The organism is Kitasatospora sp. NPDC041988 (assembly GCF_055588525.1).
On the sequence record NZ_JBVJCO010000018.1, the window covers coordinates 137,324 to 164,307 of the forward strand.

General features: G+C 73.8%; 21 protein-coding genes. 14 read left to right on the plus strand and 7 right to left on the minus strand.

The window, feature by feature from the left end; genetic code table 11:
• Positions 1-194: 194 nt before the first annotated feature.
• The 6 genes from ACZ6NC_RS19860 to ACZ6NC_RS19885 form a co-directional block, all read right to left on the minus strand.
• On the minus strand, positions 195-2,273 hold the full coding sequence (locus tag ACZ6NC_RS19860; RefSeq protein WP_465734447.1) for a SpoIIE family protein phosphatase: 2,079 nt from the start codon (positions 2,271-2,273) through the stop codon (positions 195-197).
• A gap of 693 nt (positions 2,274-2,966) precedes the next feature.
• Positions 2,967-3,758, minus strand: coding sequence for an alpha/beta fold hydrolase (locus tag ACZ6NC_RS19865; protein WP_465734449.1), 792 nt, complete (start codon positions 3,756-3,758; stop codon positions 2,967-2,969).
• 169 nt (positions 3,759-3,927) lie between these two features.
• Positions 3,928-4,491, minus strand: a complete 564-nt coding sequence (locus ACZ6NC_RS19870; RefSeq protein WP_465734451.1) for an RICIN domain-containing protein — start codon at positions 4,489-4,491, stop codon at positions 3,928-3,930.
• A 44-nt stretch (positions 4,492-4,535) separates the two neighbouring features.
• Positions 4,536-5,387 carry a peptidoglycan-binding protein gene (locus ACZ6NC_RS19875; RefSeq protein ID WP_465734453.1) on the minus strand — a complete coding sequence of 284 codons (852 nt, stop codon included), beginning with the start codon at positions 5,385-5,387 and terminating at the stop codon, positions 4,536-4,538.
• 34 nt (positions 5,388-5,421) lie between these two features.
• Positions 5,422-6,327, minus strand: a complete 906-nt coding sequence (locus tag ACZ6NC_RS19880) for a CAP domain-containing protein (RefSeq protein WP_465734455.1) — start codon at positions 6,325-6,327, stop codon at positions 5,422-5,424.
• Positions 6,328-6,506: 179 nt separating this feature from the next.
• Positions 6,507-9,518 carry an AfsR/SARP family transcriptional regulator gene (locus tag ACZ6NC_RS19885; RefSeq protein ID WP_465734457.1) on the minus strand — a complete coding sequence of 1,004 codons (3,012 nt, stop codon included), beginning with the start codon at positions 9,516-9,518 and terminating at the stop codon, positions 6,507-6,509.
• A gap of 131 nt (positions 9,519-9,649) precedes the next feature.
• Here ACZ6NC_RS19885 and ACZ6NC_RS19890 point away from each other — a divergent pair, with 131 nt between their 5' ends.
• Entirely contained in the window at positions 9,650-11,068 is a 1,419-nt protein-coding gene (locus ACZ6NC_RS19890; protein ID WP_465734459.1) for an AfsR/SARP family transcriptional regulator, read from the plus strand.
• Between the two features lie 31 nt (positions 11,069-11,099).
• Here the strand turns inward: ACZ6NC_RS19890 and ACZ6NC_RS19895 are convergent, their stop codons facing one another.
• On the minus strand, positions 11,100-11,591 hold the full coding sequence (locus ACZ6NC_RS19895) for a hypothetical protein (RefSeq protein WP_465734461.1): 492 nt from the start codon (positions 11,589-11,591) through the stop codon (positions 11,100-11,102).
• A gap of 554 nt (positions 11,592-12,145) precedes the next feature.
• Between ACZ6NC_RS19895 and ACZ6NC_RS19900 the strand changes: the two genes are divergently transcribed.
• From ACZ6NC_RS19900 to ACZ6NC_RS19960, 13 genes are all read left to right on the plus strand, one after another.
• Complete coding sequence (locus ACZ6NC_RS19900; protein WP_465734506.1) at positions 12,146-12,535, plus strand: helix-turn-helix domain-containing protein; 390 nt, start codon at positions 12,146-12,148, stop codon at positions 12,533-12,535.
• Positions 12,525-12,716 carry an aroma-sacti cluster domain-containing protein gene (locus ACZ6NC_RS19905; RefSeq protein ID WP_465734463.1) on the plus strand — a complete coding sequence of 64 codons (192 nt, stop codon included), beginning with the start codon at positions 12,525-12,527 and terminating at the stop codon, positions 12,714-12,716. Before ACZ6NC_RS19900 ends, ACZ6NC_RS19905 begins: the two co-directional genes overlap by 11 nt.
• A gap of 58 nt (positions 12,717-12,774) precedes the next feature.
• On the plus strand, positions 12,775-14,607 hold the full coding sequence (locus ACZ6NC_RS19910; protein WP_465734465.1) for an AfsR/SARP family transcriptional regulator: 1,833 nt from the start codon (positions 12,775-12,777) through the stop codon (positions 14,605-14,607).
• Positions 14,608-14,739: 132 nt separating this feature from the next.
• Positions 14,740-14,871, plus strand: a complete 132-nt coding sequence (locus tag ACZ6NC_RS19915) for a hypothetical protein (protein ID WP_465734467.1) — start codon at positions 14,740-14,742, stop codon at positions 14,869-14,871.
• 107 nt (positions 14,872-14,978) lie between these two features.
• The gene (locus ACZ6NC_RS19920) at positions 14,979-16,256 is read left to right on the plus strand and encodes a glycosyltransferase (protein ID WP_465734469.1); all 1,278 of its coding nucleotides are present in this window, start codon (positions 14,979-14,981) and stop codon (positions 16,254-16,256) included.
• On the plus strand, positions 16,162-17,148 hold the full coding sequence (locus tag ACZ6NC_RS19925; RefSeq protein WP_465734470.1) for a DUF6895 family protein: 987 nt from the start codon (positions 16,162-16,164) through the stop codon (positions 17,146-17,148). The genes ACZ6NC_RS19920 and ACZ6NC_RS19925 overlap by 95 nt, the downstream gene beginning before the upstream one ends.
• A complete protein-coding gene (locus ACZ6NC_RS19930) occupies positions 17,145-18,428 on the plus strand; it encodes a radical SAM protein (RefSeq protein ID WP_465734472.1) in 1,284 nt (427 codons plus the stop codon). Before ACZ6NC_RS19925 ends, ACZ6NC_RS19930 begins: the two co-directional genes overlap by 4 nt.
• A gap of 2 nt (positions 18,429-18,430) precedes the next feature.
• Positions 18,431-19,591, plus strand: a complete 1,161-nt coding sequence (locus ACZ6NC_RS19935) for a DUF6895 family protein (protein ID WP_465734474.1) — start codon at positions 18,431-18,433, stop codon at positions 19,589-19,591.
• Positions 19,588-20,940 (plus strand): MFS transporter, encoded by a 1,353-nt coding sequence (locus ACZ6NC_RS19940; RefSeq protein ID WP_465734476.1) that lies wholly within the window; start codon positions 19,588-19,590, stop codon positions 20,938-20,940. Before ACZ6NC_RS19935 ends, ACZ6NC_RS19940 begins: the two co-directional genes overlap by 4 nt.
• Positions 20,937-24,227, plus strand: a complete 3,291-nt coding sequence (locus ACZ6NC_RS19945; protein ID WP_465734478.1) for an AAA family ATPase — start codon at positions 20,937-20,939, stop codon at positions 24,225-24,227. Before ACZ6NC_RS19940 ends, ACZ6NC_RS19945 begins: the two co-directional genes overlap by 4 nt.
• A complete protein-coding gene (locus tag ACZ6NC_RS19950; RefSeq protein WP_465734480.1) occupies positions 24,220-25,095 on the plus strand; it encodes a S8 family serine peptidase in 876 nt (291 codons plus the stop codon). Before ACZ6NC_RS19945 ends, ACZ6NC_RS19950 begins: the two co-directional genes overlap by 8 nt.
• Positions 25,085-25,759: a GAF domain-containing protein gene (locus tag ACZ6NC_RS19955; protein WP_465734482.1), complete on the plus strand. Its 675-nt coding sequence runs from the start codon at positions 25,085-25,087 to the stop codon at positions 25,757-25,759. Before ACZ6NC_RS19950 ends, ACZ6NC_RS19955 begins: the two co-directional genes overlap by 11 nt.
• A gap of 70 nt (positions 25,760-25,829) precedes the next feature.
• A complete protein-coding gene (locus tag ACZ6NC_RS19960; protein ID WP_465734484.1) occupies positions 25,830-26,879 on the plus strand; it encodes an ATP-grasp domain-containing protein in 1,050 nt (349 codons plus the stop codon).
• The last annotated feature ends 105 nt before the right edge of the window (positions 26,880-26,984 follow it).

Here is a 26,984-nt window from a genome sequence, read left to right on the forward strand (position 1 = left end):
GCCGACCCACACCATCCTGAGCCGATGGGCCCGGATCGCCCGGTCCGTCGCGCCAAGTCACCGGTCCGAAGCCACGGGTGAGGGTTGGAACGGGTATCGGCCCCGTCGACCCCCGCGTGTTCTCGATCGCCGAACGCCGGCGGGATGTCTGGGCTGGGCTGAGCCGCCGCCGCGCGGACCGGCTGCCCTGGCCGTCACGTTTCGACCTCGGCGATGACGAGGGCGACGTCGTCGTCGCTGCCGGTGGACGAGGTGAGGGCGGCGAGGAGGTGGTCGCAGGTGGTTTCGAGGTCTGTCCTTGGGCCGGCGAGGATGTCGATGAGAGTGTCGAGGCGTCTGTCGAGTGCCTGGTCGCGTCGTTCCACGAGGCCGTCGGTGTAGAGGACCAGACGGTTTCCGGCCGCCAGGTGGAGGCGGGTGGTGGTGAAGGGGACCAGCCCTCCGGTGCCCAGCGGAGCGCCGGTGGGCAGGTCGAGCAGGACGGGGCGGTGGCCCGCCCGGTCGAGGACGGGCGGCAGGTGCCCGGCGAGGGCGACGAGGGACAGTCCGTCACCCGGGTCGTACACGGCGCAGACGCAGGTGGCGATGGTCTCCTCGAGGTCGTCGGTGAGTTGGTCGAGCTGGCGCAGGATGTCGGCGGGTTCGAGTCCGAGGCGGGCCAGGGTGCGGGCGGCGGTGCGCAGTTGTCCCATGGTGGCGGCGGCGGTGATGCCGTGGCCCATGACGTCGCCGACGACCAGGGCGGTGCGGCCTTCGGGGAGGGGGATGACGTCGAACCAGTCGCCGCCCGCATGACCGGGGGTGCCGGCGGGCTGGTAGCGGCAGGCGACGTTCAGGCCGGGCGCGCTGGGCGGAGTGCGGGGAAGCAGATGGCGTTGAAGGGTGGTGGCGGCTTGGAGCTGGGCCTGGTACCAGCGGGCGTTGTCGATGCAGACGGCCGCGCGGGCGGCCAGTTCCTCGGCGAGGAGGACGTCGTCGGCGTCGAAGGGCAGCGGGTTGCGGGCCCGTTTGAGGTCGAGTGCGCCCAGGACCTCGCCGCGGGCTATCAGCGGCACGGCCAGATACGAGTGGACGCCGGTGCGGGCGAGGATGGCGGCGGCCGCTTCGTCCCGCGCGATGCGGGCGAGGTGGTCGGAGCGCACATGGGGAATGTGGACCGGCCGGGCCGTAGCCACGCAGCGGGTGACCATCCGGTCGGCCTCGTACCGGGTGAGCTCACCCACCGGGTCGGCGGCGCCGGCGGCGTCGGTGGGGTAGGCGCTCTGGACGGCGAGCGCGCGGAAGAGCGCCGGGCCGCTCGGGGGGCCGTGGGCGGCGCGGGCACCGAGAACGGCGTCGAGAACGTCCACGGCGGCGATGTCGGCGAGATCGGGGACGACGGTGTCGGCGAGCTCGTGGGCGGTGGTCGCCAGATCGAGCGTGGTCCCGATCCGGGTGGAGGCGCGGGCGATCGTGGCGAGCCGGCGGCGGGCTTGGACGGCCTGGCGGTCCGCCCGGTGCTGCTCGGTGACGTCCACCACCGACAGTGCGACGCCGAGCACCCGCCCGCCCGGGTCCTCCAGCCGGTAGTACGAGACCAGCCAGGCGTGCTCGCTGTCCGGGTCGGCGGGAGTGCGGCCGGTGGTGAACTGGTCGAGCAGGGGTAGTCCGCCGGTCAGGACGTGGCGCATCGCGGCCTCGATGGCGTCGGTGTCCAGGAACGGCAGCATCTCGGGGACGCTGCGTCCGAGGTGCTGCGGGGCGGGCAGGCCGTTGATGCGTTCGAGGGCCGGGTTGACCAGGAGGTAGCGCAGGTCGGTGTCCAGTACCGCCAGGCCGATGGGGGACTGGGCGACCAGCCGGGCGGACAGCGCCAGGTCGCGCTCCACACCGCGTACGACGGCTTCGTCGGCTGCGATGCCGAGCGCGTAGCGGGCGCCGTCCTTGTCCCGCAGCCGCATGTTGCGGAACTCCACCAGGCGCGTCGAGCCGTCCTTGTGCCGGACGGGGAACACTCCGGCCCAGCTCTCGCCACTGGCCATCACGGTGGCGAACAGTTCCAGCACAAGGCCCACGTGCTCCTCGGGGACCAGAAGTTTCGCCGCGGGCCGGCCCAGCGCCTCCTCGGAGGTCCAGCCGAACAGTTCCCGTGCCTGCGGGCTCCACAACGTGATCCGTCCGTCATGGTCGAGGACGATCGCCGCCACTCCCAGCAGGTCCAGCAGTCCACCTGGCACGGACGGGCCGAGATGCACCGGGGTCGGTGCCTCGTTGCGCTCGTCAGCGGTGTCCATCCGCTGACCTCCGCTCTGTCGCCCGGCTGGGAGATGGGAGGCCGCCCCGGCTGCCCGGTAACGGGCGGCCGAACGGCAAGGGTTCCACCATCATCCCTCAGTCCGGTTCCGCCGGCAGGCCGGCCCGTCTACGTCATCGGCCGAGGACCCTGCGCCGGCCTGGACGGTATCGTCGCCGAACGCCCCGTCGATGTGCTGAAGCCGGCCGCCGGCGCACCGCCGGTACCTCGACCGGCAGTCGACCCGCGACGACGCGGTGATCGCCGCCAAGGCCTCCTCCCGGCGGTGCCCCGGTGCGCCCCGGAATCGCACTGGCATCGGCATGCGGTAGCGCTGCGTGGAGATGGCATGTACGCTGCGTGTCGCCGGTGAACAGGATGCGGGCCCAGTTGCAGCTCCGTGGGGGGAGTCGCGTCCGGGCCCGGCCACCAGTCGGGGGGTCCGGTTGTGCTCGTGGGGGAGTTGCAGCCGGACCCGCCGGCGGCGTATCGACGGTATGCCTGGACGGACAGGGTTCCAGTCATCGACAGCGGCCTTGGCGTGAAGGCCGATGCCGAGCCGCGGCATCCACATCGTGGGCGGGCCGGGCTCCGGATGCGGGCGCCGCCCGCTGTGTCGAGCCGGCCGCAGGTCAGGGGCCGTTCGCGGTGGTGTTCGTCGTTTCCTCGGCTCCGCGCGGTGTTCGACGTCGGCTCACTGGGCCAGGTGTCGCTCCAACGCGGCGAGGAATGCGTCCGGGTTCTCGAGGTGGCAGGCATGGTCGCCGGGCAGTTCGAGGACCCGGGTATCGGGCAGTCGTTCGTCGAGGACGGCGGTGACCCGCTTGAGCCAGTCGGTGGTCGCGGAGCCGTGGACCAGGAGGACAGGGCAGTGGATCCCGGCGAGTTCGGCGACGTCGCGGTCGGGCCGGTCGGCCTGCTCCGGGCTCCAGGACAGGGCCATCCGGTGCGGGGCCCAGCGCGGCCAGGCGGGGTGGTCGCGGGCCCGGTCCTTCGAGGGCGCGAGTCCGGCGAGTTCGAGGAACTCGGCCAGGTCTTCCTCGCTCACGTCCTGTCCGGCCAGCGCATGCAGGAACCGGTTCAAGCGGGCGACCTCGGGGTCGGACTCGCCGAGGCGGTCGAGGATCCAGTACGCCGCGGGCTCCACGAGCGTCAGCGTCCTCACCCGCTCCGGATGGGCCAGCGTGAATTCGATGAGGGCTCGCCCACCGCCGGACCACCCCGTGAAGTCGGCCGTCTCGACCCCGAGGGCGTCCACGGTCATGAGCAGCGATTCACGCTCGACCGCCGCGGTGTATCCGGCGTCCCCGCGCTCGCCGGCGGAGCCGAGCTCGTTGTGGATCGGCTGCACCCTGATGGTCCTCCGTGTCGCTGACAGGGTGTCCGCGAGCGGTGTCCACGACACCCATCCGGTGAGCCCGCCGGGCACCAGGACGACCGGCGGTCCCTCGCCCTTCACCTCGTTGACCAGGACCCTCGGTTTCATCGTCCACCTCTGACGGGTTGGCGGCAGATCCCGTCAACGTAACCGCGATCCCGACTTCGCGCACGGTGCTGCGGCACCCACGGCCTCACCTGACCCACACGTTCCGGGCCCCGTCGCGCTCCACCCCTGAGGGGAGCGCGACGGGGCCCGGGTGTGCGGGTCAGGTGGCTCAGCGGAGCAGCCAGCGCTGGGCCGGGTCGCCGGTGTTGCAGGAGGTCACCGAGGTGGGCTGGGCGACGCCCTTGGACGTGAGGCACTGGCCGGTGGCCGTGTTGCGGATCAGGTACCAGCCGCGGTCGTCGTCGGTCAGGCGCCACTTCTGGTTGGCCGGTATCCCGCTTCCGGCCGGGTGGTTGAGGCCTTCCCAGCCGTCAGGGGTGTCCCAGAGCCGGACGGTGCCCGAGCTGGTGTCGAGGTCGACGACCTTGCCCTCGCCGCCGTGCGAGATGGCGGTGGTGCCGTCGCAGTACTTCCAGAACGACCAGGTCTGGGCGGTGGACTGGTTGTTGGGCGTGTAGACGCCGATCCACTGGCCGTTGGCCTCGTTGTCGGAGGGCAGGTCGAGGACGCCGGTGGCGCCGTTGTAGACCTTCTCGGGGGTATGCAGGGCGGGTGCCAGGTCGCAGCCGGCGGCGGCGTGGGCGGTCGGGGCGGTGACCACGGCCGCCCCCGCGATGGCCGCGACGGCGCCGAGCGAGGCGAGGAGCCGGCGGGTACGGGTGAGCGTGCTCATCTGGGTTCTCCTTGTGGTGTGTGGTGTGGTGGAAGCGCTCGGGGTCATCCGCGCGGGACCTCCAGCGCGGCCCACTGCTTGGGGCCGGGGATGCCGTCGGCGTCCGCGCCGGAGTCGCCGAGCTTGTGCTGCCAGTTGCGGACGGACTCGCGGTCGGCGTCGGACCACTCCGGGCCGGGGCCCTCGGCGTAGGCGGAGCAGCCCTCGGCGACGAGGCGCTCGCCCATCCGGGTGATGACGTCGCTCTTCTGTCCGTCGTGGAAGAAGTCGGCGCCGGGGAAGGGCTCGTAGCCGTCGCCCGAGCCGCCGGAGCCGCCGGATCCATCGGCCCGGGCACCGCCGCTCGGCCGGTCGGCGTCGGACGCCTCGAGCCCGAACCAGAGCGCCCCGGGCCGGTCCTTCCACGCCGGGTCGGCGAGCACAACGCCCTCGGCGAAGTCCGGGACGCCGTACCCGTAGACCCAGTCCGAGCGGCGCTCACGGGTCTTCAGGTACACGCCGTCGCCCTCGGCGCTGCCGCCGTCGTTGGTGTTGCCCTCGACGGTGGTGATGGTGGAGGCGGTGTAGGCGATGCAGAGGCCGGTGTGGCTGCCGCCGCCGGGGCCGAAGAAGACCTGGCCGCCCAGCACCGGGTACTCGGTGAAGCGGTTGCGCTCCTTGAACCAGGCAACGCCCTCCGCGCAGGAGGCGCTCACCGGGAAGAGCCCGGCGTTGCCGGACTCCTGGGCGCACCAGGCGACGAAGGTGGCGCACCAGGCCTGGCCCTGGGACCACTCCAGACCGGGGACGGCGGGCGAGTACCGCTGGATGTTGTTCCAGTGGCCGCCGCCGCGCCCCTCGTGGTAGCCGACCTGGTCTCGGGCGACGCGGATCAGGTCCGCAGCGTTCGAGGTCATGGGTGTTGACTCCTTGTTGCTGGTGGAGGGGGTCTCAGGCCTGGCCGAAGGTCTGCACGTAGCGGCCCCAGTTGCCGCGCTGGCGGGGCGCGTAGCCGATGCCGATCTGGTTGTAGGCGGGGCTGAGGATGTTGTCCCGGTGGTGCGGGCTGTTCATCCACATCCGCATGGCCTCCGGCACGCTGTTGCCCGGGGTGACGTTCTCGGCCGAGGCGCGCGAGGTGAAGCCGGCGTCGCGGATGCGGTCCCAGGGGGAACTGCCGTCGGTGCCGTCGTGCTGGGTGAGGTCGTGCGAGGCCATGTCGTTGGCGTGGCGCTGGGCGGCGGCGCTGAGGCGGTCGTCCAGGCGCAGCGCCGGGGCGCCGACGCGGCCGCGCTCGGCGTTGACGGCGTTCAGCATCTCGGTGCGGTAGTCACCGCCGCCGGGCTGGGGCTGCGGCTGTGGCTGCTCCTGGGGCCGCTGCTGCTGACCGCCGCCGCTGACGCCCCCGGCCGGGACGAGCTGCCAGCGCTGCGCCGGGTTGGCGTCGTCCTTCGCGGTGAGGGTGAGCGGCGAGCCGGGGGCGGCCGCGGTGAGGAAGCGCTCGCCCTCGTCGGTACGCGTGGTCCGGATCCGGAACCAGTCGTTGTCGAGGACCTCGAAGCACCAGTGCTGGTTGGGCTGGTTGTGCTCGTTGTAGAGCCAGGCCTGGCCGGTGGAGTAGTTGTAGTCCACGACCATGGCCTGACCGGGGGCGTGCCGGCCCACGGTCAGCTGGGTCTCCAGGAGGAAGGAGCCGCCCTCCTTGGCCCAGAAGGTCCAGCCCTGGGCGGTGGTGCCGTTGGAGCCCCAGGACTGGACGGCGGTGCCGGCGGCGGTCTGGCTGGAGCGGACGTCGGCGACCGTTCCGTTGGCGGACTTGAGCGTCCAGGTCTGGCCGTGCTGCGGGAGCGTGGGCATGTCGCGCCTCTCGTCGGTGGTGTCGCCCCGGCCGCACCGCTGCGGTCCGGGGCCTGACGAGAAAGACGGTCCCGGACCGCGGTAGACAAGCGGTCAACGCGCGTAGCGTGCCCTGTTCCCGTGCCCTGTTCCCGTGCCCTGCTCCCGCACGTGCTGCTCCCGTGCCCTGCTCCCGCGCCTTACTCCAGGGCCGCCAGCAGCTCCCTGACCTGCGCCGCGTCCTCGCCGAGGCCCAGCCGCTCGTACACCTCCAGCCCGTCCGCCAGACAGGCCCGGGCCTGGCGCGGGCGGCCGAGGCCGGTGAGTGCGGTGCCGAGGGTGCGCAGCAGGGCGGCCTCCAGGGCGGCGCTGGTGCGGCGGGCGAGGGGGAGGACCGCCTCGGCGGCGTCGACGGCGAGCAGCCAGCGGCAGGCCTCGGCGTGGATGCGGGCGGCAAGGTCGCCGGCCGCGGCCTCGAACACGGTGACCTGGAGGGCGGCGAACTCCTCGCGGGCTCCGGCGGCGTGGGCGAGCGCCGCCTCCGGGTCACCGCACAGCCGCAGTACCCGGGCGAGGTAGTAGCGGCCGGTCGCGGCGGAGACCGGCCCGGAGCCGCTCATCAGCAGGGCGCCGCGCTCGGCCGCGTCCCGGGCCTCGGCGAGCCGGCCGGTCTGGGCGCAGCTGAACGCGAACTCGCCGAGCGCGCTGCCCTCGGAGCGTTCGGCGCCGAGGCGGTGGAACAGCTCCGCGGCGCGGCCGGCGTGCTCGGCGGCCTCGGCGTAGCGGCCGTGGATGCGGGCGTTGCCGCCGAGGGTGAGCAGGGCCTTGGCGAGTACGCGTTCGGTCGGCGCGGCGGAGCGGGTCGGGGCGGAGTCGGCTGCGGACGAGTCGGCTGCGGACGACCCGGGTGCCGACGACCCGGGTGCCGAGGAGCCGGCTGCGGACGAGCAGAGCTCGACGGCCCGGCGGATCTCCGCCTCCGACTCGGCGTAGCGGTTGACGTGCCAGAGATTGGCGCCGCGCAGGTACCGGGCGAGGGCGAGCGGGCCGTGGTCGCCGCGCGCGGCGGCCTCCCGGGCCAGGTGCTCGGCGAGGTCGACGATGACGGTGGTCTGGGTGCGCTCGGAGAGCACCGCGCCCATCCGGTCGGCGAGTTCGGCGGCCCGGTCGAGCGGCAGGTCCGGATCGGCGCAGCTCAGGGCGATGGCGGCGGCGTGCACCTCGGCCTGCTCGCGCATCCAGCGCACCGCCTCGGCGCCGTCGGCGAAGGCCCGGCCCGGGGAGCGGACGGGGACGCCGAGCAGGCTGAGTTCGACCGGGTCGGCCTTGCGGGCGGCGAGGTCGGCGTTGCGGGCGGTGGCGAGGCAGAAGTCGGTGAGCCGGTCGGCGGCGGCGGTGCGTTCGGCGGCGCCGTCCTCGGCGGCGAGCCGGCCGCGGGCGTAGGCGCGGACGAGGTCGTGGAAGCCGTAGCGGCCGAACCGGGGGGAGTGCAGCAGGTTGAGGTCGACGAGGGTTTCGAGCAGCTCGGCGGTCCCGGCCTCGGGGCGGTCGAGCAGGGCGGCGGCGCAGGGCAGCGGGATGTCGGGCGCGTCGGGCAGGGCGAGCAGCCGGAAGGCGCGGGCGAGTTCGGCGTCGAGGCGGTGGTAGGAGAGCGCGAAGCTGGCTTCCACGGTCCGTTCGCCGTCGCTGAGTTCGGCCAGCCGGTGCTCCTGGCGCAGCCCTTCGGCGAGGGCGGCCAGGGTGAGCGAGGGGTCGGCGGCGAGCCGGGAGGCGACGATGCGGACGGCGAGCGGCAGCAGCCCGCAGGCCCGGACGATCTCCTCGGCGGCCCGGGGTTCGGCGGCGGCGCGCTCGGCGCCGACGATGCGGGTGAGCAGTTCCAGCGCCTGCTCGGGCGGCAGGGTGTCCAGGCGCAGCTGGTGGGCCCCGGCGAGGCCGGCCAGCCGGTGGCGGCTGGTGATGAGGACGGCGCAGCCGGCCGAGCCGGGCAGCAGCGGTTCGACGTGGTCGTGGGCGGCGGCGTTGTCGAGGACGACCAGGACGCGCCGCCCGGCCAGCGCCGAGCGGTAGAGCGCGCTGCGCTCCCGGATGTCCGGCGGGATCTCGGCGGGGGCCACGCCGAGGGCGCGCAGGAAGCCGGCGAGCACGGTGCCCGGGTCGGGCGGGGTGCGGTCGGCGCCGCGCAGGTCGGCGAAGAGCTGCCCGTCGGGGAAGCGCCCGCGGATCTGCCGGGCCACGTGCACGGCGAGGGTGGTCTTGCCGACGCCGCCCATGCCGTCCAGGGCGGAGATCACGACGGCCCGCCCGCCGGCGGTGGCGAGGCGGTCGACGAGGGCCTCGACCTCCTCGGCGCGTCCGGTGAAGTCGGGTAGCCCGGAGGGGAGTTGGTCGGGCGCCTGCCAGGTGTCGGCGGCTGGCTCGGCGGTCGCGGCGGTGGCGGGCAGCAGGGTGGCGTCCTCGCGCAGGATGCGCAGCTGCAGCGTGGCCGGGCCGTGCTCACCGGGAGGGAGCGAGGCGCGGGCGTCCTCGAACACCGCGAGCGCCTCGGTCTTGCGGCCCGCCTGGTAGAGGGCGCGCATCAGGACGGCGGTGAGCCGGGCCCGGCCAGGGTGCTCCAGGGCCAGCGCGGCGGCCTCCGCCGTCAGGTCGGTGCGGTCGCCGAGCTCGGCGTCCAGTTCGAGCTGCGCCTCCTTGGCCGAGATCCGCTGCTCGGCCAGGCGGGCCCGCACGGCCTCGGCGTGCGGCCCGGGCAGCCCGGCCAGCGGTTCGCCGGCCCACAGCCGCTGGGCGCGCCGCAGCACCTCCCGTACCTCCTGCGGCGGTGCGTCCGCCTCCCGCAGCCGTCCGGCCTCGGCCAGCAGCGCTTCCCACGCGGCCGCGTCCACCTCGGCCTCCGGGACCCGCAGGGCGTACCCGTCGCCGACCCGCACCAGCGGCATCCGCTGCGGATCGTCCCCGGCGTACGGCCGGAACGCGGCGCGCAACCGGGAGACGGCCAGCTGGACGGCCTTGCGCGGGTCGGCCGGCGCGGCTCCGCCCCACACGCCCTCGACCAGGACCGAGGTCGCCACCGTCCGCCCGGCGGCGCCCAGCAGGACGGCGAGCACGGCCCGCTGCTGCGGCCGGCCCAGCTCCAGTTCCCGCTCCCCGTAGCAGGCGCGCAGCGGCCCCAGCAGTCCGAACCGCAGGCCGGATCCCCCCATGTCAGCCATCTCCCGTCCTCCGAGACTCGTCGGGTGCCGGGATCTCGCCATGTCCGTATGGCCAGTGACGCCCCCATACCCCGGTCACCTATGCTTTCGCACAGATTGTGCACCGGACTCATGGCTTCAAGGGGTGGGGCATGGGGTTCGAATTCCGCGTGCTGGGTCTGCTGCGGGCCCGGCGCGACGGCCGTGAGGTCGACCTCGGCCGGCCGCAGCAGCGGGCCGTGCTCGCCGCCCTGCTGCTCGCCCCGGGCCAGTTGGTGCCCACGGAGCGGCTGGTCGAGGGCCTGTGGGGCGAGGACGACGCCCGCTGGCCGAAGGACCCGGTGGGCCAGATCGGCACCCACGCGCACCGGCTGCGCCGCGCCCTGGACGAGCCCGGGCTGCTGGTGGCGGCGGCGGGCGGCTACCGGCTGGGGGTGCAGCGCGGCGCCGTCGACCTCTTCCGCTACGAGGACGGGGTGGCGGAGGCGACCGCATTGCGTCAGCGGGACCCGGCGTGGGCGCGCGCCCGGCTGGCGGAGGCGCTCGGCGCGTGGGAGGGGCGGTGCGCGCTGGACGGCGTACCGGGCGTCTTCGCCGAGCGCGCCCGGGGGCGGCTGGCGGCGGGGCGGTTCGCGGCGGTGAAGGCGCTGCACGACCTGGACCTGGCGCTCGGCCGGCACGCCGAGGCGCTGCCCGCGTTGGACGCGTCGGCGGCCGAGCACCCGCACGACGAGGAGGTGCAGCGGTTGCGCCTGCTGGCGCTGCACCGCTGCGGGCGTACGGCGGAGGCCCTGGCGGCCTACCGGGCGCTGTGCGAGCGGTTGGACCGGGAACTGGGGCTGGAACCGGCGCCCGCGGTGGTGGAGTTGGCCGACCGGATCCGGCGCGGTGAGGTGCCGGCGGCGCCGCGGCGGCTGCCGATGCCGTGCCAACTGCCGCCGGCTATCCCGGACCTGGTCGGCCGGGCCGCACCGGTGCGGGAGGCGGAGCGGGTGCTGCGGGAGCCCGGGGCGCCCGTCCTGGGGCTGTCGGGCCCGGTGGGCAGCGGGACGTCGGCGCTGGCGGTGCACGTCGCGCACGCCGTTCAGGACGCTTTCCCGGACGGGCAGTTGTACGCGAGCGGCGACGACACCGGTGCGGCGCTGGCGGGGTTCCTGCGGGCGCTCGGGGAGTGGCCGGCGGCGGACGCCGGTCCGGACGAGCTGTCCGCGCGCTACCGGGCCGCGCTCGCCGGGCGGCGGGTGCTGGTCGTGCTCGACGCTGTGGCCGATCCCGCGTCGCTGCTGCCCGGGACACCGGGCTGCGCGGCGGTGGTGGCGGGGGCGGAGCCGGGGACGCTGCCCGGTGACGCCGTGCGGCTGGCGGTGGGACCGCTGGAGCCGCACGACGCCTACGAACTGCTGGCCCGGATCGCGGGCGCCGACCGGATCCGCCGGGAGCCGGACGCGGTGGCCGAGGTGGCCGGCCTCTGCGGCCACCTGCCCGTTCTGCTGCGGACGGCGGCCACCCGGCTCGCGTCCCGGCCGCAGTGGTCGGTGGCCGACCTGGTCGAGTGGCTCGCCCGCGGGTGAGCCCCGGCGCACGGCCGGCCACGGTGGAGGGCTACGGCCTGGGGGCGTACAGGTCGGACGACAGGGTGACGAAGGAGGGGTCGCCGGTGTGGGGGACCCGGTCGGTGCCCCAGTAGACGAGGACGCCGCCCTTGTCGTTGACCGTCAGCCTGGCGTGCGGGTGCCCGTTCGTGCCGAGGGCCCAGCAGACGCCGCCGTTGGCGGAGTAGACGACGAGGTTCCCGTCGCTCTGCATGACGGCCTTGTAGCCGCAGCCGACGGTGTTGCTGTGCCAGGACACCGTCGTCGCGTTGAAGGCGTCGGTCTGGTAGATGACCAGGTTGCCGTCGGCCTGCATGATCAGCCGGCCGCTCTTCGAGTCGACGTGCCAGCCCTGGTAGAGCGGCTCGTCGTCCCAGATGGTGTGGGTGGCCGGGTTGTACGCCGCCTGCGCGCTCCCCGCCCCCGCCAGCGTCCCCGCTAGCGCCAGCGCGCCGGTCGCCATACCGATGGCCATGTGCCGCAGCACCTTCGTCGCCTTCATGTCCCCGTGTACCTCTCTCCTGCGTCAGCGCCCGTGAACGTGTGGGGGCGCCCTGTGCAACCGATCATGGACGAAGCCGGTAGACAAACGATGAACGCCCGCGTTGATCGGGAGCACGACGGCCGGGCCTGGTGGTGGCCGCGTCCCACCACCGCCTCGCCGCCGCTCTCGGCGCCTGGGCATCCCCTCCCGTGGGGAACCTTGAGGGGTGCCCCGGAACAGGACTGGGCCGAGGGCGAGGTCGAGCCCTACTACGTCGATCCGGGGGAGTTCACCGGCGGCGGCGCGGGCGATGCGGTCTGCTCGGCACGAGGGCTCGGCGGTCGGGGCCGGAGCGATCGGTGCCGGCGGGGCGTGGGGGCGATGGGCCGGTGTGTCACAAACCCGTTGGGCGGGCGCGATGTTGGCGGTGGTTGGGCTGGTCCGCCCTCTTGCCGGGGTGGGGGAGTGGCGTCAGCATGAGGGCAGCGTGGTCGTGTGGCCCGAGGGGGGATCCCGTTGGTGTTCGGTGGAGGAAGGTTGCCGCTGTCGTGTCCTGAGGTGCGGGTGCGTTGATGGGGGGTGGCGGGTCGTTCGCTCCGGTGTGCCCGGCGTGTGGGGCGTACCGGCGGTCCGGGCTGCCGGGGCCGTTGGCGGCGGCGCTGCCGCTCGGCCGGACGCTCACTCCTCGGGAGTGGGTCGTCCTCCAGCTGTTGGGCCTTGGGTACGACAACCGGTCGATAGCCCGGGAAATGCAGATCAGCGAACGCACGGTCAAGCGGTTCGTCACTGCCATTCTGGCGAAGCTGGGGCTCCGGTCAAGGTTGCAGGCGGGACTGTTCGCGCTGATTGCCGCGTCGGCTCCGGGCGATGGGGAATTCTGGCCCAAAGGTCTCATGGACGTTGCCGGGGTCGCGGACGATGATGTTCTGGCACACGACACAGGAGGGGATTATGACCTTTGACGCCCTCGCTGCGCTTCGGCAGGCGGGAAACCCGGTCGACCTGCTGACGGTGGAACAGCGGGACGTTCTTTCCCAGCTCACCGAGGACGAGGTGGCCGTCCTCAACTCTGTCAAACAGCGGCTTGATGCGGTTTCGGACGCCGAGGTAGAAGGGCATTCCGCCGTCATCAAGTTGGCCTGAGATGGCCGTCGGTTTCGGAATTCTCGGCCCTTTGCGGGTGCTGGAGAACGGTAGTCCGGTGGACCCGGGATCGCGGAAACAGCAGGTTCTCCTGGTCGCGCTGCTGTGCCATGCGAATTCGCGGGTTTCGTTCGACTCCCTGGTCGAGGCGCTGTGGGACGACGCGCCGCCGCGGACGGCCCGCAAGAACATCCAGGTGTACGTGTCGGCGCTGCGCCGGCTGGTCGGCGTGGAGTCGGGTTCGGGGCTCAGCCGGATCAGCCACCAGAGCGGCGGGTACGTGCTCCACGCGGCGGCCGGCGAGCTGGACTCGCTCTGCTTCGAGCAGCGGGCGCGGGCCGGTGCGCTGACCGGGGCCCTGGAGCTGTGGCGCGGTTCGGCGTTGGACGGGTTCCGGGACGTGCCGTTGATCGGCGCCGCTGCGCAACGGCTGGACCGGCGGTTCCTCGGGGTCTTCGAGGACTGGCTGGAGGCGGAGATCGCGGCCGGTGGCGGGCCGGCGGTGGTCGAGCGCGTCACCGAGGTCGCCCAGCTGCATCCGTTCCGGGAGCGGTTGCGCATGCTGCAGATGACGGCGCTGTGCCGGGCGGGGCGGCGTTCCGAGGCGCTGGCCGTCTACGACGAGCTGCGGCAGTCGTTGGCGCACGAGCTCGGACTGCCCCCGAGCCCGGCGCTGGCGCGGTTCTACGGGTCGCTGCTGTGCGAGCAGGTGCCCGGCGAGCCGCGGGCGGCGGCTCCCCGGCCGCGTCGGGAGGCGCCGCCGAACCTGCTGCCCGGGGATCCGCCGACCTTCACCGGGCGGGCGGCGGCCGCCCGGCGCCTGACGGACGCGCTGATCCGGGGCGGCAACCGGCTGGCCGTGGTGACCGGGCCGCTCGGAGCGGGCAAGACCGCGCTCGCCGTCCATGTCGCGCACCGGCTCGGCGAGCAGTTCCCGGACGGCCGCCTGTTCGTGCGGCTCCGGGGCGAGGACGGGAGACTCCGGCCGCTGGAGGACGTGGTGCGCCAGCTGCTGGCCGCGGCCTCGCCCGGCGGGCCGGAGCTGCCGGGCCCGCCGGACCCGCGGTGGGCCTGGCAGCTCTGGCTTTCCAGACGCCGGGCACTGGTCGTCGTCGATGACGCCCGGCGGGAGTGTGAGGTCCGGCCGCTGCTGCCGGAGGCCGGGGAGAGCGCGGTCGTGGTGACGGCACGGCCGAGGCTGATCGGGCTGGAGGGCGCGGACCGGGTCTGGCTGTCGTCCTTCGCCGCGGAGGAGGCGGTGGAGTTCCTGGGCCGGGTGATCGGCCGGGAGCGGGTCGACGCGGACCGCGAGTCGGCGGGGCGGATCGTCGGCGCGGCCGGACTGCTGCCGCTGGGGGTCCGGCTGGTGGCCGACCGGCTGGCGTTCCTGCGCCATGTGCCCCTGCGGGAGTACGGCGCGCGGATGGCGGGCACCCGGGCGCTGCTGGACGAGTTGTGCGGGGGCGATCCGGCGGTGCGCGCCCGGCTGGCGGAGTCGATCGGGGACCTGCCCGAGGCCGAGCACTCGGCGGTGCTGCGGCTCGGTCTGCTCGCGGAGCCGGTGTTCACGCTGGAACAGGCCGCTGCGGTGCTGGGGGCGGATCCGGGTACGGCGGTGCGGGTGCTGGAGAGCCTGCTGGAGGCGAGCCTCCTCACCGTCCCGAACGTGGAGGGGCTGGCGCACACCGTGCGCTACGAGATGCCGGCGCTGCCCTACGCCTTCGCGCGGGAGATGGCGGCCCGCGCGATTGACCGGGTGTCGACGCCGCCGCCACCGCTGCCACCGCGGTCGATGCCTGTGCCTGTGCCGGTGCCGGTGCCTACGCCGGTGCCGGTGTCACTGCCGCTGACTGTCCCGGTGCCGGTATCGGTATCGGTATCGAACCACTGAGGTTCCGGTGTCGGACCGCTGACTGGTCGTCATACCGATATCAAACCGCTGACCAGTCGCCGTCATACCGACGATCCCTACCTTTTCTCTCGGACCGGCGTAGTGGACGCCGCCACTGCAGAGGAGGACAGCATGCCCGAGGACATCAACCCGGAGCCGACCGAGGCCGAGGACGAGGACGTCGACGTCGTCGCGCACGGGCAGGGCGAGGAAGCGGTCGACTCCGAGTCCGGCTGCATCATCAACAACAGCTCGGCCCTCTGACTCGACACGTCGAGCCGTGAGGACTGAGCGGGCCACCCGGCCGGCGGCGCGAACCGCCGGAGCCGGGTGGCCCGCTCCACGCCCGACCGCCCCGGCCCGGAGGCACCGTGAACATCCTGCTCTGCCCGCTCAGTGACGGCGGCTACCTCTACCCGGCGATCGCGGCCGGGCGTGAGCTGCGGCGCCGGGGCCACCGGGTCGGCGTGCTCGGCCGGTCCACCGCCGAGCCCGTCGCAGCCGAGGCCGGCCTGCCGTTCGCGGCGGCGGAGGACTTCGGCGGGCGGCGGGCCTTCTCCGCCACCTGGTGGGGCGCGACCGGCTTGGCGCAGTACCGGGCGACCGTGCGCGCCGCCAAAGAGGCCCGGGCCGACCTGCTGGTCACCTCGGTGCTGTGCAACGGCGCCCTGCTCGCCGCCGAGGCGCTGGACATTCCGGTGGCGGTGATCGGACTGTCGGTGCACCTCTGGGACTACCGGGCCGGGGGTGAGGGCGAACCGCAGCTGGGCCGGACCAGGGCGAGCCGCACCCACGAGTCCCTGGAGCTGTACGCGACCGTCCGGGAGCAGGCCGGCCTGGCGCGGAGGCCGTCCCGGTGGTCGTCCCGGTGTCCGGACAGCCCGCTGCTGGGCGAGGCGCTGCTGCTCCGCGGCGACCCTGAGCTGGAGTACCCGGGCGCGGTACTGCCCGAGCGGGTGCACCAGGTCGGGCCGCTGGCCTGGGAGCCCGCGGCCGACCAGGGCGAGCTCGCGGCGGTCGGGGCCCACCTGGACCGGTCCGGCAAGCCCGTCGTCTACGTGCATCTGGGCCGCTTCTTCGGCGGCGGCACCCCGTGGCCCCGCCTCAACGCCACCTTCACCGACGGCCCGTTCCAGGCCGTGGTCGAGCAGGGGCGGTCGACGGAGCCGCAGCCCGATCCCGGCGCCGACATCCTGCTCGTGCGCAAGCCGTGGCTGGGCCCGCTCATCGACCGGGCCGGACTGGTGCTGACCAGCGGCACCTCCGCCCCGGTGCTCGCCGCGCTGCTGCGCGGCCGACCCCTCGGGGTCTCGCCAAACGGCTCCGAGCAGCCACTGCTCTCCGGAGCCTGCCTGCGGGCCGGCGTGGCCGTGCACATCCCGAGAGCAGCGCTGCCGGACCCGTCCGCGCTGCTCGAATCGGCATGGCAGGACGACAAGTTGCAGGATCGCGCCCGCGAACTCGGCGGCCGGCTCGCCGCGGTGGACAGCGCGGCCCGCGCGGCCGATGTCATCGAGCGGGCGGCTCAGCGGTCCGCAACCTCTAGGGAGAGCCATGGGTACTCGATCAGCCGGCCCGGACGCGGCGGGAGTGGAGAGACTGTCGGCGGGCGCGCTGCAGTGGATAAGGCTTCATTCGGATTATCTTGACTCTCCGTCAGGTCGCGACGAGCTGCCGGTGACCCCGCGGGTGAAGGCCCTGCTGCAACTCGCCCTGCTTCGCCGCTACTGGGCGAAGGTCGCGCCGGCCGACCCCGGCCTCGGCGAGGTGGCCGCGACCGTCGACCGCGCCTGGCAGCGCCGGGACTATCCGCACCTGCTCACCGTCGACCCGCGCTATGCCCGGCCGTTCCAGCTGATGTACGGCGCGCTGGCCCCCGCCGGGCGCGCCGACGGCCCGTGGCGGGCCGGGCTCGCCCAGGTGGCGGCCGACGGCTTCCTGACGCCGCGCGGGAAGTCGCCGTACCTCCACCTGGAGACCAGGTACTACGCCGATCTCGCGGGCGTCGGGCACCAGTTGCACTCCTATCGCGAGCTGTACGAGGCCAGTCTGCTGGCCCGGCACGGCGACGGCCGGTCGGTGGCCGACCTGGACGTGTGCAACGTGACCCACACCGTCTTCTACCTCAGCGACTTCGGCTTCCGTGACCCCGGCCTGACCGGCGGCGCCCTGGAGCGGGCCCGCCGCACGGTGTGCCGGCTCGCCGACCACTGTGTGCAGCGCGGGGACTGGGACCTCACCGCAAAGCTCGTGCTCGCGCAGTACTGCCTCGGCATCGATCCGCTCCACACGCCCTCGGGGGCGGCCGGCCTGCGGATGCTCGCCGAGGTCCAGTCGCCGGGCGGCGCGATCCCCGGGCGGTCCGCCGACCAGCGGGCCGACACGGCCGCGACCACGGTGGAGTTCTTCCGGAAGGCCTACCAGGCGACCCTGGTGACGGCGTTGACCTCACTGATCGTCCTTCACAAGCGAACTGACCGAACGTCAGCCAGCGGGGCAACTGCCGAGGACCGCTCGCCGGCGATGCGGGGGGCGCGATGACCCAGGCACAGGCCGACCGGCCCCCGACACATGCCGAGCAGGCTCAGGCACAGGTACAGGCACTGGCCGACCGGCCCCGGGCAGAGGCCGACCCCGCACAGGCCGGCCGCGTCAGCGGCGTGCGCATCTTGCGGGGCGAGCGGAACTGGTGGTTCCTCGGCCCGGGCGGCGGAGTGGCCCGCCTGCGCGCCGGGCAGCTGACCGCCGACGGAGCGCTACGGCCGGGCACCGAACGCCGGCTCCACGAGATCGGAATGCTCACCACCGCGCCGCCGCGCACCTATGCGCTGACGGTCCTGACCAGCACCCACTGCAACCTGGGCTGCGGCTACTGCTTCCAGAACACCAGCCAGGACCCGGACGGCGGCAGCCGACCGCCGCGGATCACCAGAACGCGCCTGTCCTCCCGGACCATCACCTCGATCCTCGACTTCACCGGGCGGCAGATGACCGCCGCCGGCCTGGAGAAGCTCAGGATCCTGCTGTTCGGCGGAGAACCCCTGCTCAACCCGCGAGGCTGCCTGGAACTGCTGGAACGGGCGGCGGAGCACGGGTTGGCGTCCGCCTGGATGATCTCCAACGCCACGCTGCTCACCCCGAAGCTGGCCGGCCGGCTGGCCGACCTCGGGCTCGGCTCCGTCCAGGTCACCTTCGACGGCGACCGCCCCGACCACGACCGGATCAGGGTCCGGCGGTCGGAGGGGAGCGGGACTTTCGACACGATCGTCCGCAACATCGTCCGGGCCTCCGAGGCCTCCCCGATCCGGTGGATCCTGCGGGTGAACGTCTCCCAGGAGACCTATCTGGGGGTCGACGCGCTGATCGGCCGGCTCGCCGCGGTGCTCGACCCCGCCCGGTGCACCCTGTACTTCGCCCAGGTGGGCGACGTGGGCGTCGGCTACGGCAACGACCTGCTGCACACCGGCGAACTGTCGGCCCGCTTCAGCGGGTGGCAGCGCCGGGCGCTCGACCTCGGCTTCACCGTGACCCGCCCGCAGGCCCACCGGCCGTGTTCCACCTGCGGCTACGGCGACGGCCGCTACGGCGCGGTGGTGAGCGCGGACGGGACGCTGGCGAGCTGCTGGGAGACCGCGGGCAAGGCCGACTGGGAGGTCGGCACCGTCACCGGCGGGTACCTGCCCGGCACGGTGACCCGGGAGCGGTGGGTCGGGTGCGAGGACCTCTACCGGCACGGAGAGGACGCGCGGATGCGCGCGGAATTCCACGACACCGTGGACGCGGCCCTGCTCGACTACCTGGACGAGACGGGGCGCCTGTAGACATGTCATCGGATCTCGGCACGTCGGAGCTCGACTCAGCGGCGCTCGGCTCGCCGGAGCCTGAAACGTCGGACCACGGAACGTCGGCGCTCGAACGGCTCTCCGCCGGCACGCTCGCCTGGCTGGGGCAGAACCTGGACCACTTCGATCCGTACTCCGTGCGCGCCCGGTCCTCGGCGCACGGGAAGGCGAAGGCCGCGCTGGAACTGGCGCTGCTCTGCCACTGCTGGGCACGGCTGGGCACCGGGGACGACGTCCGGCTGGGCAAGGCGACGGCCCTGGTCCGCACGCTCTGGCAGCATCCGGACTTCCCTCAGCTCCTCACCGCCGAACCCCGGTACGCCGCCCAGTACAGGCTGGTCTACGCGGCGCTGGCACCCGACGGGATCGACCGGACGCCGTGCCGGGCCGCGCTCGCCCGGCTGACCGAGGACGACCTCTCACCACGCGGCAAGTCGGCGTACCAGCGACTGGAACTCCGCTACTACGCGGACAAGGCGGGTGTGCGGCACGCGCTCGAACCGTACGAGGAGCTGGCCCGGCAGAACGTTCTCGTCACGCTGCCGGGTGCCGTACGGGACCGCGCCGTACGGGACAGCGCGGCGCGGGAGCGCTCGTCGCCGGTCACCGATGCGCCGGACACGGAGGTGCCGCATACCGAGGCACCGGTCACCGTCCCGGAGGCGTACGCCGTCACGCACTCCGCCTTCTACCTCAGCGACTTCGGCCGGAGCCGCCCGGTGCTGTCCGACGAGGCGTCGGCGGCTGCGGCGGAGCTGGTCCGCCGGCTGCTGGAGCACTGCGTCCGGCACGACTGGTGGGATCTGGCCGCGGAACTCCTCATGACCCAGGTCTGCCTGGGGCTGGACCCGCTGAGCACGCCCGCGGGCCTTGCCGCCGTCGACTGTCTGGCCCGGGCCCAGCGGTCCGACGGCGCGATCCCCGGACGGTCCGCGGCGACGGCGGCACCCGCTACAGCACCCGCGACGGCGGCGGGGACGGCGGCAACCGCGGCACCGGCAGCACCGGCAGCACCCGTGGGAACGCCGGCAACGCCGGCCACCGCAGCGGAACCGGACGGCGGGTACTTCGAGAAGGCCTACCACACGACCCTGGTGACCGCCCTCATGTCGCTCCTCGTCTCCTCGGCGCGCGCCTCATGACACCGCGGCTGACCCTCATCAACCCCAGCTACACCCGCCTCTGGTTCGGGCAGGCCGTCTCGTCCGTCGGCGACGCCGTCTTCAGCACCACCCTGGTCCTCTGGGTGGCCACCGTGCTGGCCAAGGGTGAGCCGTGGGCGCCGCAGGCGGTCAGTGGCGTCGTGCTGGCGACCGGCGCTGCCGTGCTGTTCATCGGCCCGATCGCGGGAGTGTTCGTCGACCGCTGGGACAAGCGCGCCACGATGCTCTTCACCGAAGTGCTCCGCGGCGGGCTGGTGGCCGTGCTGACCGCCGTCTCCTTCCTGCCGACCCGCGACCTCCCGGTCGGGGTGTGGCTCGGCCTGGTCTATGTGACGGTGCTGGTGCTCAACGCGGCCAGCCAGTTCTTCACGCCGGCCCGGTTCTCGGTCATCGCCGAGCTCGTCACGGGGGAGGCCGACCGGGCGCGGGCGGCCGGCATCGCCCAGGCGACCGGCCAGACCGCGTGGATCATCGGGCCGCCGCTCGCCGCGCCGCTGCTGTTCGCGGTCGGCCTGCAGTGGGCGCTGCTGTTCAACGCGGTCTCCTACCTGGTGTCGTACATCGCCATCCGCTCGGTGGACGTGCGTCCGGCACCGGCCGCCGACGGGGACCGGCCGGCTGCCGAACGCCCCAGCCTGGTCAAGGACTTCACCGCGGGCCTGCGGTTCTTCGGCCGCAACAGGTTCCTGGTGGCGCTGCTGCTGCTCGCGGTGATCGGCCAGTTCGGCATCGGCGCGCTCAGTACCCTGAACGTCTTCTTCGCCACCAGGAACCTGCACGCGTCCGCCGAGCTGTACGGCTACCTGGGGATGGCGATGGGGATCGGCGGTATCGCCGGCGCGCTGGCCTCGGGCCGGGTGGTGCAGTGGATCGGCGCCCGGCGGACCACCTGGATCGGCCTGCTGGTGAGCGGCGCCCTGCTGGTCCTCTACTCCCGGCAGGCGGCCTTCCCCGCCGCCGTGGCGCTGCTCTTCGTCTTCGCCGTCCCGCTCACCATGCTGAACACCGCGATGTCCCCGCTGCTGATCGGCGCGACCCCCCAGGAGTTCCGGGGCCGGGTGGTCGCGGTGTTCTACCCGGTGACCCGGCTGGCGTCGATGCTGGCCGCGGTGCTGTCCGGCTGGCTCGCCGGCAGCGGCCTGCGGGACTTCTCGGGTTCGGTGGCCGGTCTGCGGTTCGGGCCGATCGACACGATCTTCGCGGCGTCCGGAGTCGTCGTCGTGCTGGCCGGCGTCTACGCCCGGATCGCCCTCCCCGACACGGACGCCGCGCCGGCTGCCGAGCCCGAGGCGGAGCCGGCCGAACCCACCCTGGAGGGCACCCAGTGAACTGCTCCGCGTGCGGACGGCAGGCAGCCGAACCGGACAGGTTCTGCGCCGGCTGCGGCGCCCCGCTGGCGGCCGGCGCCGCACCGCGCGAGACGCGCAAGAAGGTGTCCATGCTGTTCCTGGACATCGTCGGCTCGACCGCGCTCGCGGAACGCCTGGACCCGGAGCCGCTGCGGCAGGTCATGGACCGGTACTTCGCGAGCTGCGGAGCCTGCATCGCCGAACACGGCGGGGTGGTGGAGAAGTTCATCGGCGACGCCATCCTCGCCGTCTTCGGCGCCACCGTGGCCCACGAGGACGACGCGGTACGGGCGGTGCGCGCCGCCACCGGGGCGCTCGCGGCGCTGGCCGGCCTCACCGCCGAGCTCAGCGCCGAGTACCAGGTGGAGCTGGAGGCGCGGGCCGGCATCTGCACGGGTGACGTCGTGGTGATCACCAGGCCGGGGGACGACTTCCGGGTCGTCGGGGACGCGGTCAACACGGCGGCCAGACTGCAGACGGCCGCCCAGCCGGGCGAGGTGCTGCTCTGCGCGGACACCGCCGCCGTGGTGCGGTGGCAGGTGGGCATCGAGCCGGTCGCACCGCTGCGGCTGAAGGGCAAGGCCCGCCCCGTGCCGGCCTGGCGGGTCACCGAACCGGTACTGGTCACCGAGAACCCCGGGCCGGTCACCCCCTTCATCGGCCGGGTCGACGAGCTGGAGGAGCTGGAGCGAAGCTTCCGACGGGCCCGTCAGCGGCGGCAGGTGTGCCTGGCCACGGTGGTCGGCGTGCCCGGCATCGGCAAGTCGCGTCTGGTGCGGGAGTTCCTGGCCACCCTGCCGGCCGGCGAGGTGACCGTACTCTCCGGACGCTGCTCGGCGTACGGCCGGGGGATCACCTACCGGCCGCTGGCCGAGATGCTGGGCTCGTTCCCCGGCGGCTGGCCGGCGCTCACCCGGCTCCTGGCGGACGGCGCCGGTCCGACGGGTGCCGGTCCGACGGGCGCCGATCCGGCGGGTCCCGGTCAGACAGGCTCGGACCAGGCAGGGGCCGTCCTCGTGGTGCACACCCTCGCCACGGTCGTGGACCAGGACGGGGGCGCCGGTCAGGCCGGGGTCGAGGACATCGCGTGGGCCGTGCGGCACCTCCTGGAGGTCCTCGGCCGGTCGCGATCCGTGGTCATGGTCTGGGACGACCTGCACTGGTCGGAGGAGACCCTGCTGGACCTCATCGACGAGGTCGCGACCTGGCTGCAGGACGTCCCCGTGCTGCTGCTCTGCGTCGCCCGACCCGAACTGCTGGACATCCGCAGCGCCTGGGGCGGCGGGAAGCCGTGCGCGACGACACTGGAACTCGTCCCGATGACGGACGATCAGACCCTGGCGCTGGTCGGCCAGTTGGCGCTGCAGGGCGACGTGTACCCGCAGGACTACCAGGACGTGAACAGCCGGGTCGCCACGCTGTGCGACGGCAATCCGCTCTTCGCCGAGCAGCTCATGGACGTCTTCGCCGAGACCGCCCCCGGCATCCAGATCCCGCCCACGATCCAGGCGATGCTGGGCGCCCGCCTGGACCAGCTCCCCGGAACCGAACGCAGCCTGCTGGAGCTCGCCGCGGTGATCGGGCGCGAGTTCACCCGGGACCTGTTACGCGTGATGGCCGAGGCGGACGGCATCGGCTCCGCCGCGGCCGACGACGCGATGGCCAGGCTGGCCCGCAGGCGCGTCCTAGAGCGGGGCCCGGCCGGCACCGTCCGCTTCGCCCAGGCCCTGCTGCGCGACACGGCCTACGAGTTCACCCCGAAGACGCGCCGCGAGCGCTGGCACGACTTCCTGGCCGAACGGTTCTCCCGCGAGCAGCCGCAGGACACGATGGCCGTGGTCTACCACGTCGAGGCCACCTGCCGGCTGCGCAGGCAGCTGCGGCCGGGGGACCGGCAACTGCCCTCGTTGTCCGGTCCGGCGGCGGACACCCTGATCACGGAGGGCATGAACGCCCTGGCCCGCAAGGACCTTCCCGCGGCCGTCCAACTGCTGGAGCGCGGCCGGGAGTTGCTGCCCTCCGGGGACCCCCGCCACACCGCGCTCGCGCTGCACGTCTGCGATGCCGGGCTCTGGCTCCAGGACGAGCAGCGGTGCCGCGGCGCGCTCGCCGCCGCCGAGGCCGCGCTGCCGGGCGACCGCCGCAACGCCGCCACCTGCGCGATCCAGCGCGCGATCGTCACGCTCCGGCTCGGCCTTGCCCCGCCGGAATCCGTGGCGGGGGACGCGGCGGCGATCGCGGAGGAGCTGGAGCGCGACCCCGAGGACGACCTCAGCCGGTGCCGGCTGCACGAGCTCCAGGCCCACCTGGAGCTCGCCATGGAACGCGCGGCGTCCGCAGAAGCCTCGTTCCGGCTCGCACTGGCGCGGGCGCGGGCCATGAACGACCGCTACGAGGAGGACCGACTGCTCTGCGCCGTCTGCGAGTTGGCGCAGTGGGCGCCGACCAGCGTGGCCACCGGACTGGAGCTGTGCGCCATGCTCTCGCACCGGTTCGCCGCCAGCCGGACCCTGCTCATCCCGGTGCTGGTGACCCGGGCGCACCTGGAGGCGCTCGGCGGCGACCTCGACGGTGCGCGACACACCCTCGCCGACGCGCTGACGTACTCCCGCGACGTGCACCTCGACCTGGCCGACGCGGTGGTGCTGGACGCCTCCGGCTTCGTGGAGTCGCTGGCCGGCGCCCACGACGTGGCCGAGGCCCGGTACCGCCAGAGCCTGGGCGTGCTGCGCACCACGGAGCACGCCCCGGACTCCCGCAGCACCGAGGTCGCGATCGCCAGGGAGCTCTTCGCCCAGGGCCGGGCGGCCGCCGCCGCGTCGGCGCTGGACCGGATCGACCGGGAGGGCGACGCAGCGAGCCTGCGGGCCCGGCTGGGCTCGGCCGCCCTGCGCGGCCGGATCGCGTCCGCCCGGGGGCGCCACGAGGAGGCGGTCGCCGAAGCCATGGCGGCGCGGTCCCTGGTCGCCGGGTCCGACGACCTGTGCCTCACCGGGGAGACGCTCTTCGACCTGGCGATCGTGCTCAGAGCGGCCGGGCTGACCGGACGGGCGATGGCGGAAGGGGCCGAGGCGTTGCGGAGGTTCGAGGCCAAGGGCGCCACGCTGCCGGCCGGGCGGGTCCGCGCGTGGCTCGGCGCCGGTGATTCCGGTCCGGCCGGTGATTCCGGTGATGCCGGTCCCGCGGGTGCTGCCGGCGGCTCAGGTGGCACTGGTGGCACCGGCGCGACGGGCGCCGGTGTGGGGTCGGGTGCTCCCCGTGACTGACGTCCCGCCCTGGCGCAGGCCGCCGCGCGACCACTTCCCCGGCGTGCCCGCCTGGAGCATGCCCGTCTCCGTGGTGCCGCAGGAGCCCTTCGACGTCAGCCCGCTCGGCCCCGTCACCCCGGAGTGGGCCTGGGGCGGTGCCGACGGCTCCGGGGTCCGGGTCTGCGTGCTCGACAGCGGCGTGGACGCCGACCACCCGCTGGTCGGCGGGATCGACCGCGCCATGGACGTGACCAGGGGCGAAGACGGCGACCTCACCGTCACGCCCACCGAACCCGGCGACGACGCGGGGCACGGCACGGCCTGCGCCAGCGTCATCCGGTCCATCGCCCCCGCGGCATCACTCACCTCGGTGCGAGTTCTCTCCAGCGGCCGGCACGGCAGCGGCGCCGCCCTGCTCACCGGACTGACCTGGGCCATCGAGGAGGGCTTCGACGTCATCAACATGAGCCTCTCGACGACGAAGCCCGACTTCCGCGACGCCCTGCGCGACCTGTCGGACTCCGCCTACTTCCGGCGCTGCGTCATCGTCGCCTCGGCCCACAACATGCCGGTGCACAGCTACCCGTGGCCGTTCGCCTCGGTCATCTCGGTGGCCAGCCACGACAGCCCCAACCCGATGACCTACTACTACAACCCGTCACCGCCGGTCGAGTTCTATGCCCGGGGCGTCCGCGTGCCGGTGGCCGGGCCGGGCGGCCGGCAGCTGCTCAGCACCGGCAACAGCTTCGCGACCCCGCACATCACGGGCATCTGCGCGCTCATCCTCGGCAAGCACCGCTCGCTCACCCCGTTCCAGCTCAAGTCCGTCCTCTACCTGGCCGCCGAGAACGTAGCCGTACCCGATGGAGGTGCGCGTGTCGACTGACCCGCTGGAAAGTGCCGACCTCCCGCAGCGCAGACTGCTCCAGTCGATCGTGGAGGTCGCCCGCAGCGTCTTCGGCGCGGCCGCCGCCTCCGTACTCCTGGTGGACCGGGCGAACGGCGATCTGGTCTTCGAGGCGGTCGCGGGCGAGGGCGAGCACCATCTGCTGGGGACCAGGTTCCCGAGCGGTACCGGGATCGCCGGCTGGGCGATGGTCTCCGGCCAGCCCCTGGTGATCGACGACGTGTCGGACAGCCCCCGCTTCGCCCGAGGAGCGGCGGAGTCCACCGGGTACGTGCCGCGCAGCATCATGGCCGCCCCGCTGATCTGCGAGGGCGATTGCGTCGGTGTGCTCGAAGTACTGGACCGGGACAGCCGGCAGCGCTGCGATCTCGGCGACATGGCCTCCCTCGGGCTGCTCGCGACGGAGATGGCGACGGTGCTGGAGCTGCTCCTCCGGCTCCGCTCCCGCGACGCCGACCTCGGCACCCGCACCGCGAAGGACCGGGGCCCGCAGCTCGACCTGCCCCTGCTGGAACGGGTGGCGGAGCGGCTGCCCCTGGCCTCCGAGCAAGTGGGCGCGACGGTGACCAAGCTCCTGGTGATGGCAGACGAGCTTCTGGCCGGCGAGCTGCCGGCCGACGGGCCGGCCGGCAGCGATGGCTGACGGCCATGGCTGACGGACCCCGGTTGACGGGGATGGCCGAAGCGCCGGTTGACGGGGGTGGCTGACGGCGATGGCTGACGGTCACGAGGCCTTTCTCGCGCAGCTCTCGCAACCCGCCCGGGTCGTCGACGTCCGGCCCCGGCCCGTGCCGTCCGTGCTGCTGCTCAGCCGCACGTGCGACAGCGACCTGGACGCGGTGCAGAACCTGCTCGGCGGCGAGGGAGTCCGATCGGAGCGGTTGAACGCCGACGAACTCGTCGCCGCCGACCTGGTCGTCGCCCCGGACGGACGGGCCGCCTGTCTGAACGGCCGCTGGCTGACCCCAACCGTGACCTGGATCAGGCACTTCTCCGTATCCGCGATCGAGAGCACGCAGGCCGCGGCGCACGCCCTGTTCCTACGGGAGTCCTGGCAGGCCGCGGCCGGTCAGCTCGCGACGATCTCCGGGACGGCCATCCACCCGGGCCGGCCCGGGCTGCTCTCCCAGCTCCGGCTCGCCCGGCGTCACGGGGTCGCCGTGCCGCGCACGATGCTGGCCACCGACCCGCACCGCGCCCGCGACGAGTTCGACTGCCCACGGCTGGTCATCAAGGCAGCCCACCACCACTTCGTCGAGTCCGCGCCGGGCCGGCTGAACGGCGTCTTCCCCGCGATCGTCGAGCGGGACAGCCTGTCCCTGTCCGCCGGGCCGCGTCCCGGCCCGCCGGTGATCGTTCAGGAGTACGTCGAGCACGAGGCCGAGCTGCGCGTGTACTACGTGGCCGGGCAGCTCCACACGTTCCAGGTCGGCAAGGACTCACCCGCCGACCCCTGGCTCGCACCCGACCGGGTCGAGATCCACCCCGTGGAGCCGCCGCCGGCGGTGGTCGCCGCCACCAAGGCCCTGGCCGCCGCGATGTCGCTCCGCTACGGCGCGTTCGACTTCCTGATCAGCGCCGGCGTGCCGGTCTTCCTGGAGGTCAATCCCGACGGCGACTGGCGCTGGGCCGAGCAGCGCACCCGCACCGCGCCCGTCACCACCGCGGTGGCCGGCATGCTCGCCGACCTCCACCGCAGGGCGCTGCCCTCACCGGGGGCGTTCGACCTGCTCGGGTTCTTGTCCGGGCCGGGCTTTGCCTGAGAGGCCGAGTGGGCGTAGTGTTCTCTAGTCGCTCGGCAGGGAGCACCGGACACGCATCAGCGCGGACGGTCCCGGGGCGGCCAATCCCTAGAAACATCACTTCCC

Coding starts and splice junctions, on each gene's coding strand:
- ACZ6NC_RS19860 (WP_465734447.1), bottom strand. CDS start 2,273: ATGGACACCGCTGACGAGCGCAACGAGGCACCGACCCCGGTGCATCTC.
- ACZ6NC_RS19865 (WP_465734449.1), bottom strand. CDS start 3,758: ATGAAACCGAGGGTCCTGGTCAACGAGGTGAAGGGCGAGGGACCGCCG.
- ACZ6NC_RS19870 (WP_465734451.1), bottom strand. CDS start 4,491: ATGAGCACGCTCACCCGTACCCGCCGGCTCCTCGCCTCGCTCGGCGCC.
- ACZ6NC_RS19875 (WP_465734453.1), bottom strand. CDS start 5,387: ATGACCTCGAACGCTGCGGACCTGATCCGCGTCGCCCGAGACCAGGTC.
- ACZ6NC_RS19880 (WP_465734455.1), bottom strand. CDS start 6,327: ATGCCCACGCTCCCGCAGCACGGCCAGACCTGGACGCTCAAGTCCGCC.
- ACZ6NC_RS19885 (WP_465734457.1), bottom strand. CDS start 9,518: ATGGCTGACATGGGGGGATCCGGCCTGCGGTTCGGACTGCTGGGGCCG.
- ACZ6NC_RS19890 (WP_465734459.1), top strand. CDS start 9,650: ATGGGGTTCGAATTCCGCGTGCTGGGTCTGCTGCGGGCCCGGCGCGAC.
- ACZ6NC_RS19895 (WP_465734461.1), bottom strand. CDS start 11,591: ATGAAGGCGACGAAGGTGCTGCGGCACATGGCCATCGGTATGGCGACC.
- ACZ6NC_RS19900 (WP_465734506.1), top strand. CDS start 12,146: ATGGGGGGTGGCGGGTCGTTCGCTCCGGTGTGCCCGGCGTGTGGGGCG.
- ACZ6NC_RS19905 (WP_465734463.1), top strand. CDS start 12,525: ATGACCTTTGACGCCCTCGCTGCGCTTCGGCAGGCGGGAAACCCGGTC.
- ACZ6NC_RS19915 (WP_465734467.1), top strand. CDS start 14,740: ATGCCCGAGGACATCAACCCGGAGCCGACCGAGGCCGAGGACGAGGAC.
- ACZ6NC_RS19925 (WP_465734470.1), top strand. CDS start 16,162: ATGGGTACTCGATCAGCCGGCCCGGACGCGGCGGGAGTGGAGAGACTG.
- ACZ6NC_RS19930 (WP_465734472.1), top strand. CDS start 17,145: ATGACCCAGGCACAGGCCGACCGGCCCCCGACACATGCCGAGCAGGCT.
- ACZ6NC_RS19935 (WP_465734474.1), top strand. CDS start 18,431: ATGTCATCGGATCTCGGCACGTCGGAGCTCGACTCAGCGGCGCTCGGC.
- ACZ6NC_RS19940 (WP_465734476.1), top strand. CDS start 19,588: ATGACACCGCGGCTGACCCTCATCAACCCCAGCTACACCCGCCTCTGG.
- ACZ6NC_RS19960 (WP_465734484.1), top strand. CDS start 25,830: ATGGCTGACGGTCACGAGGCCTTTCTCGCGCAGCTCTCGCAACCCGCC.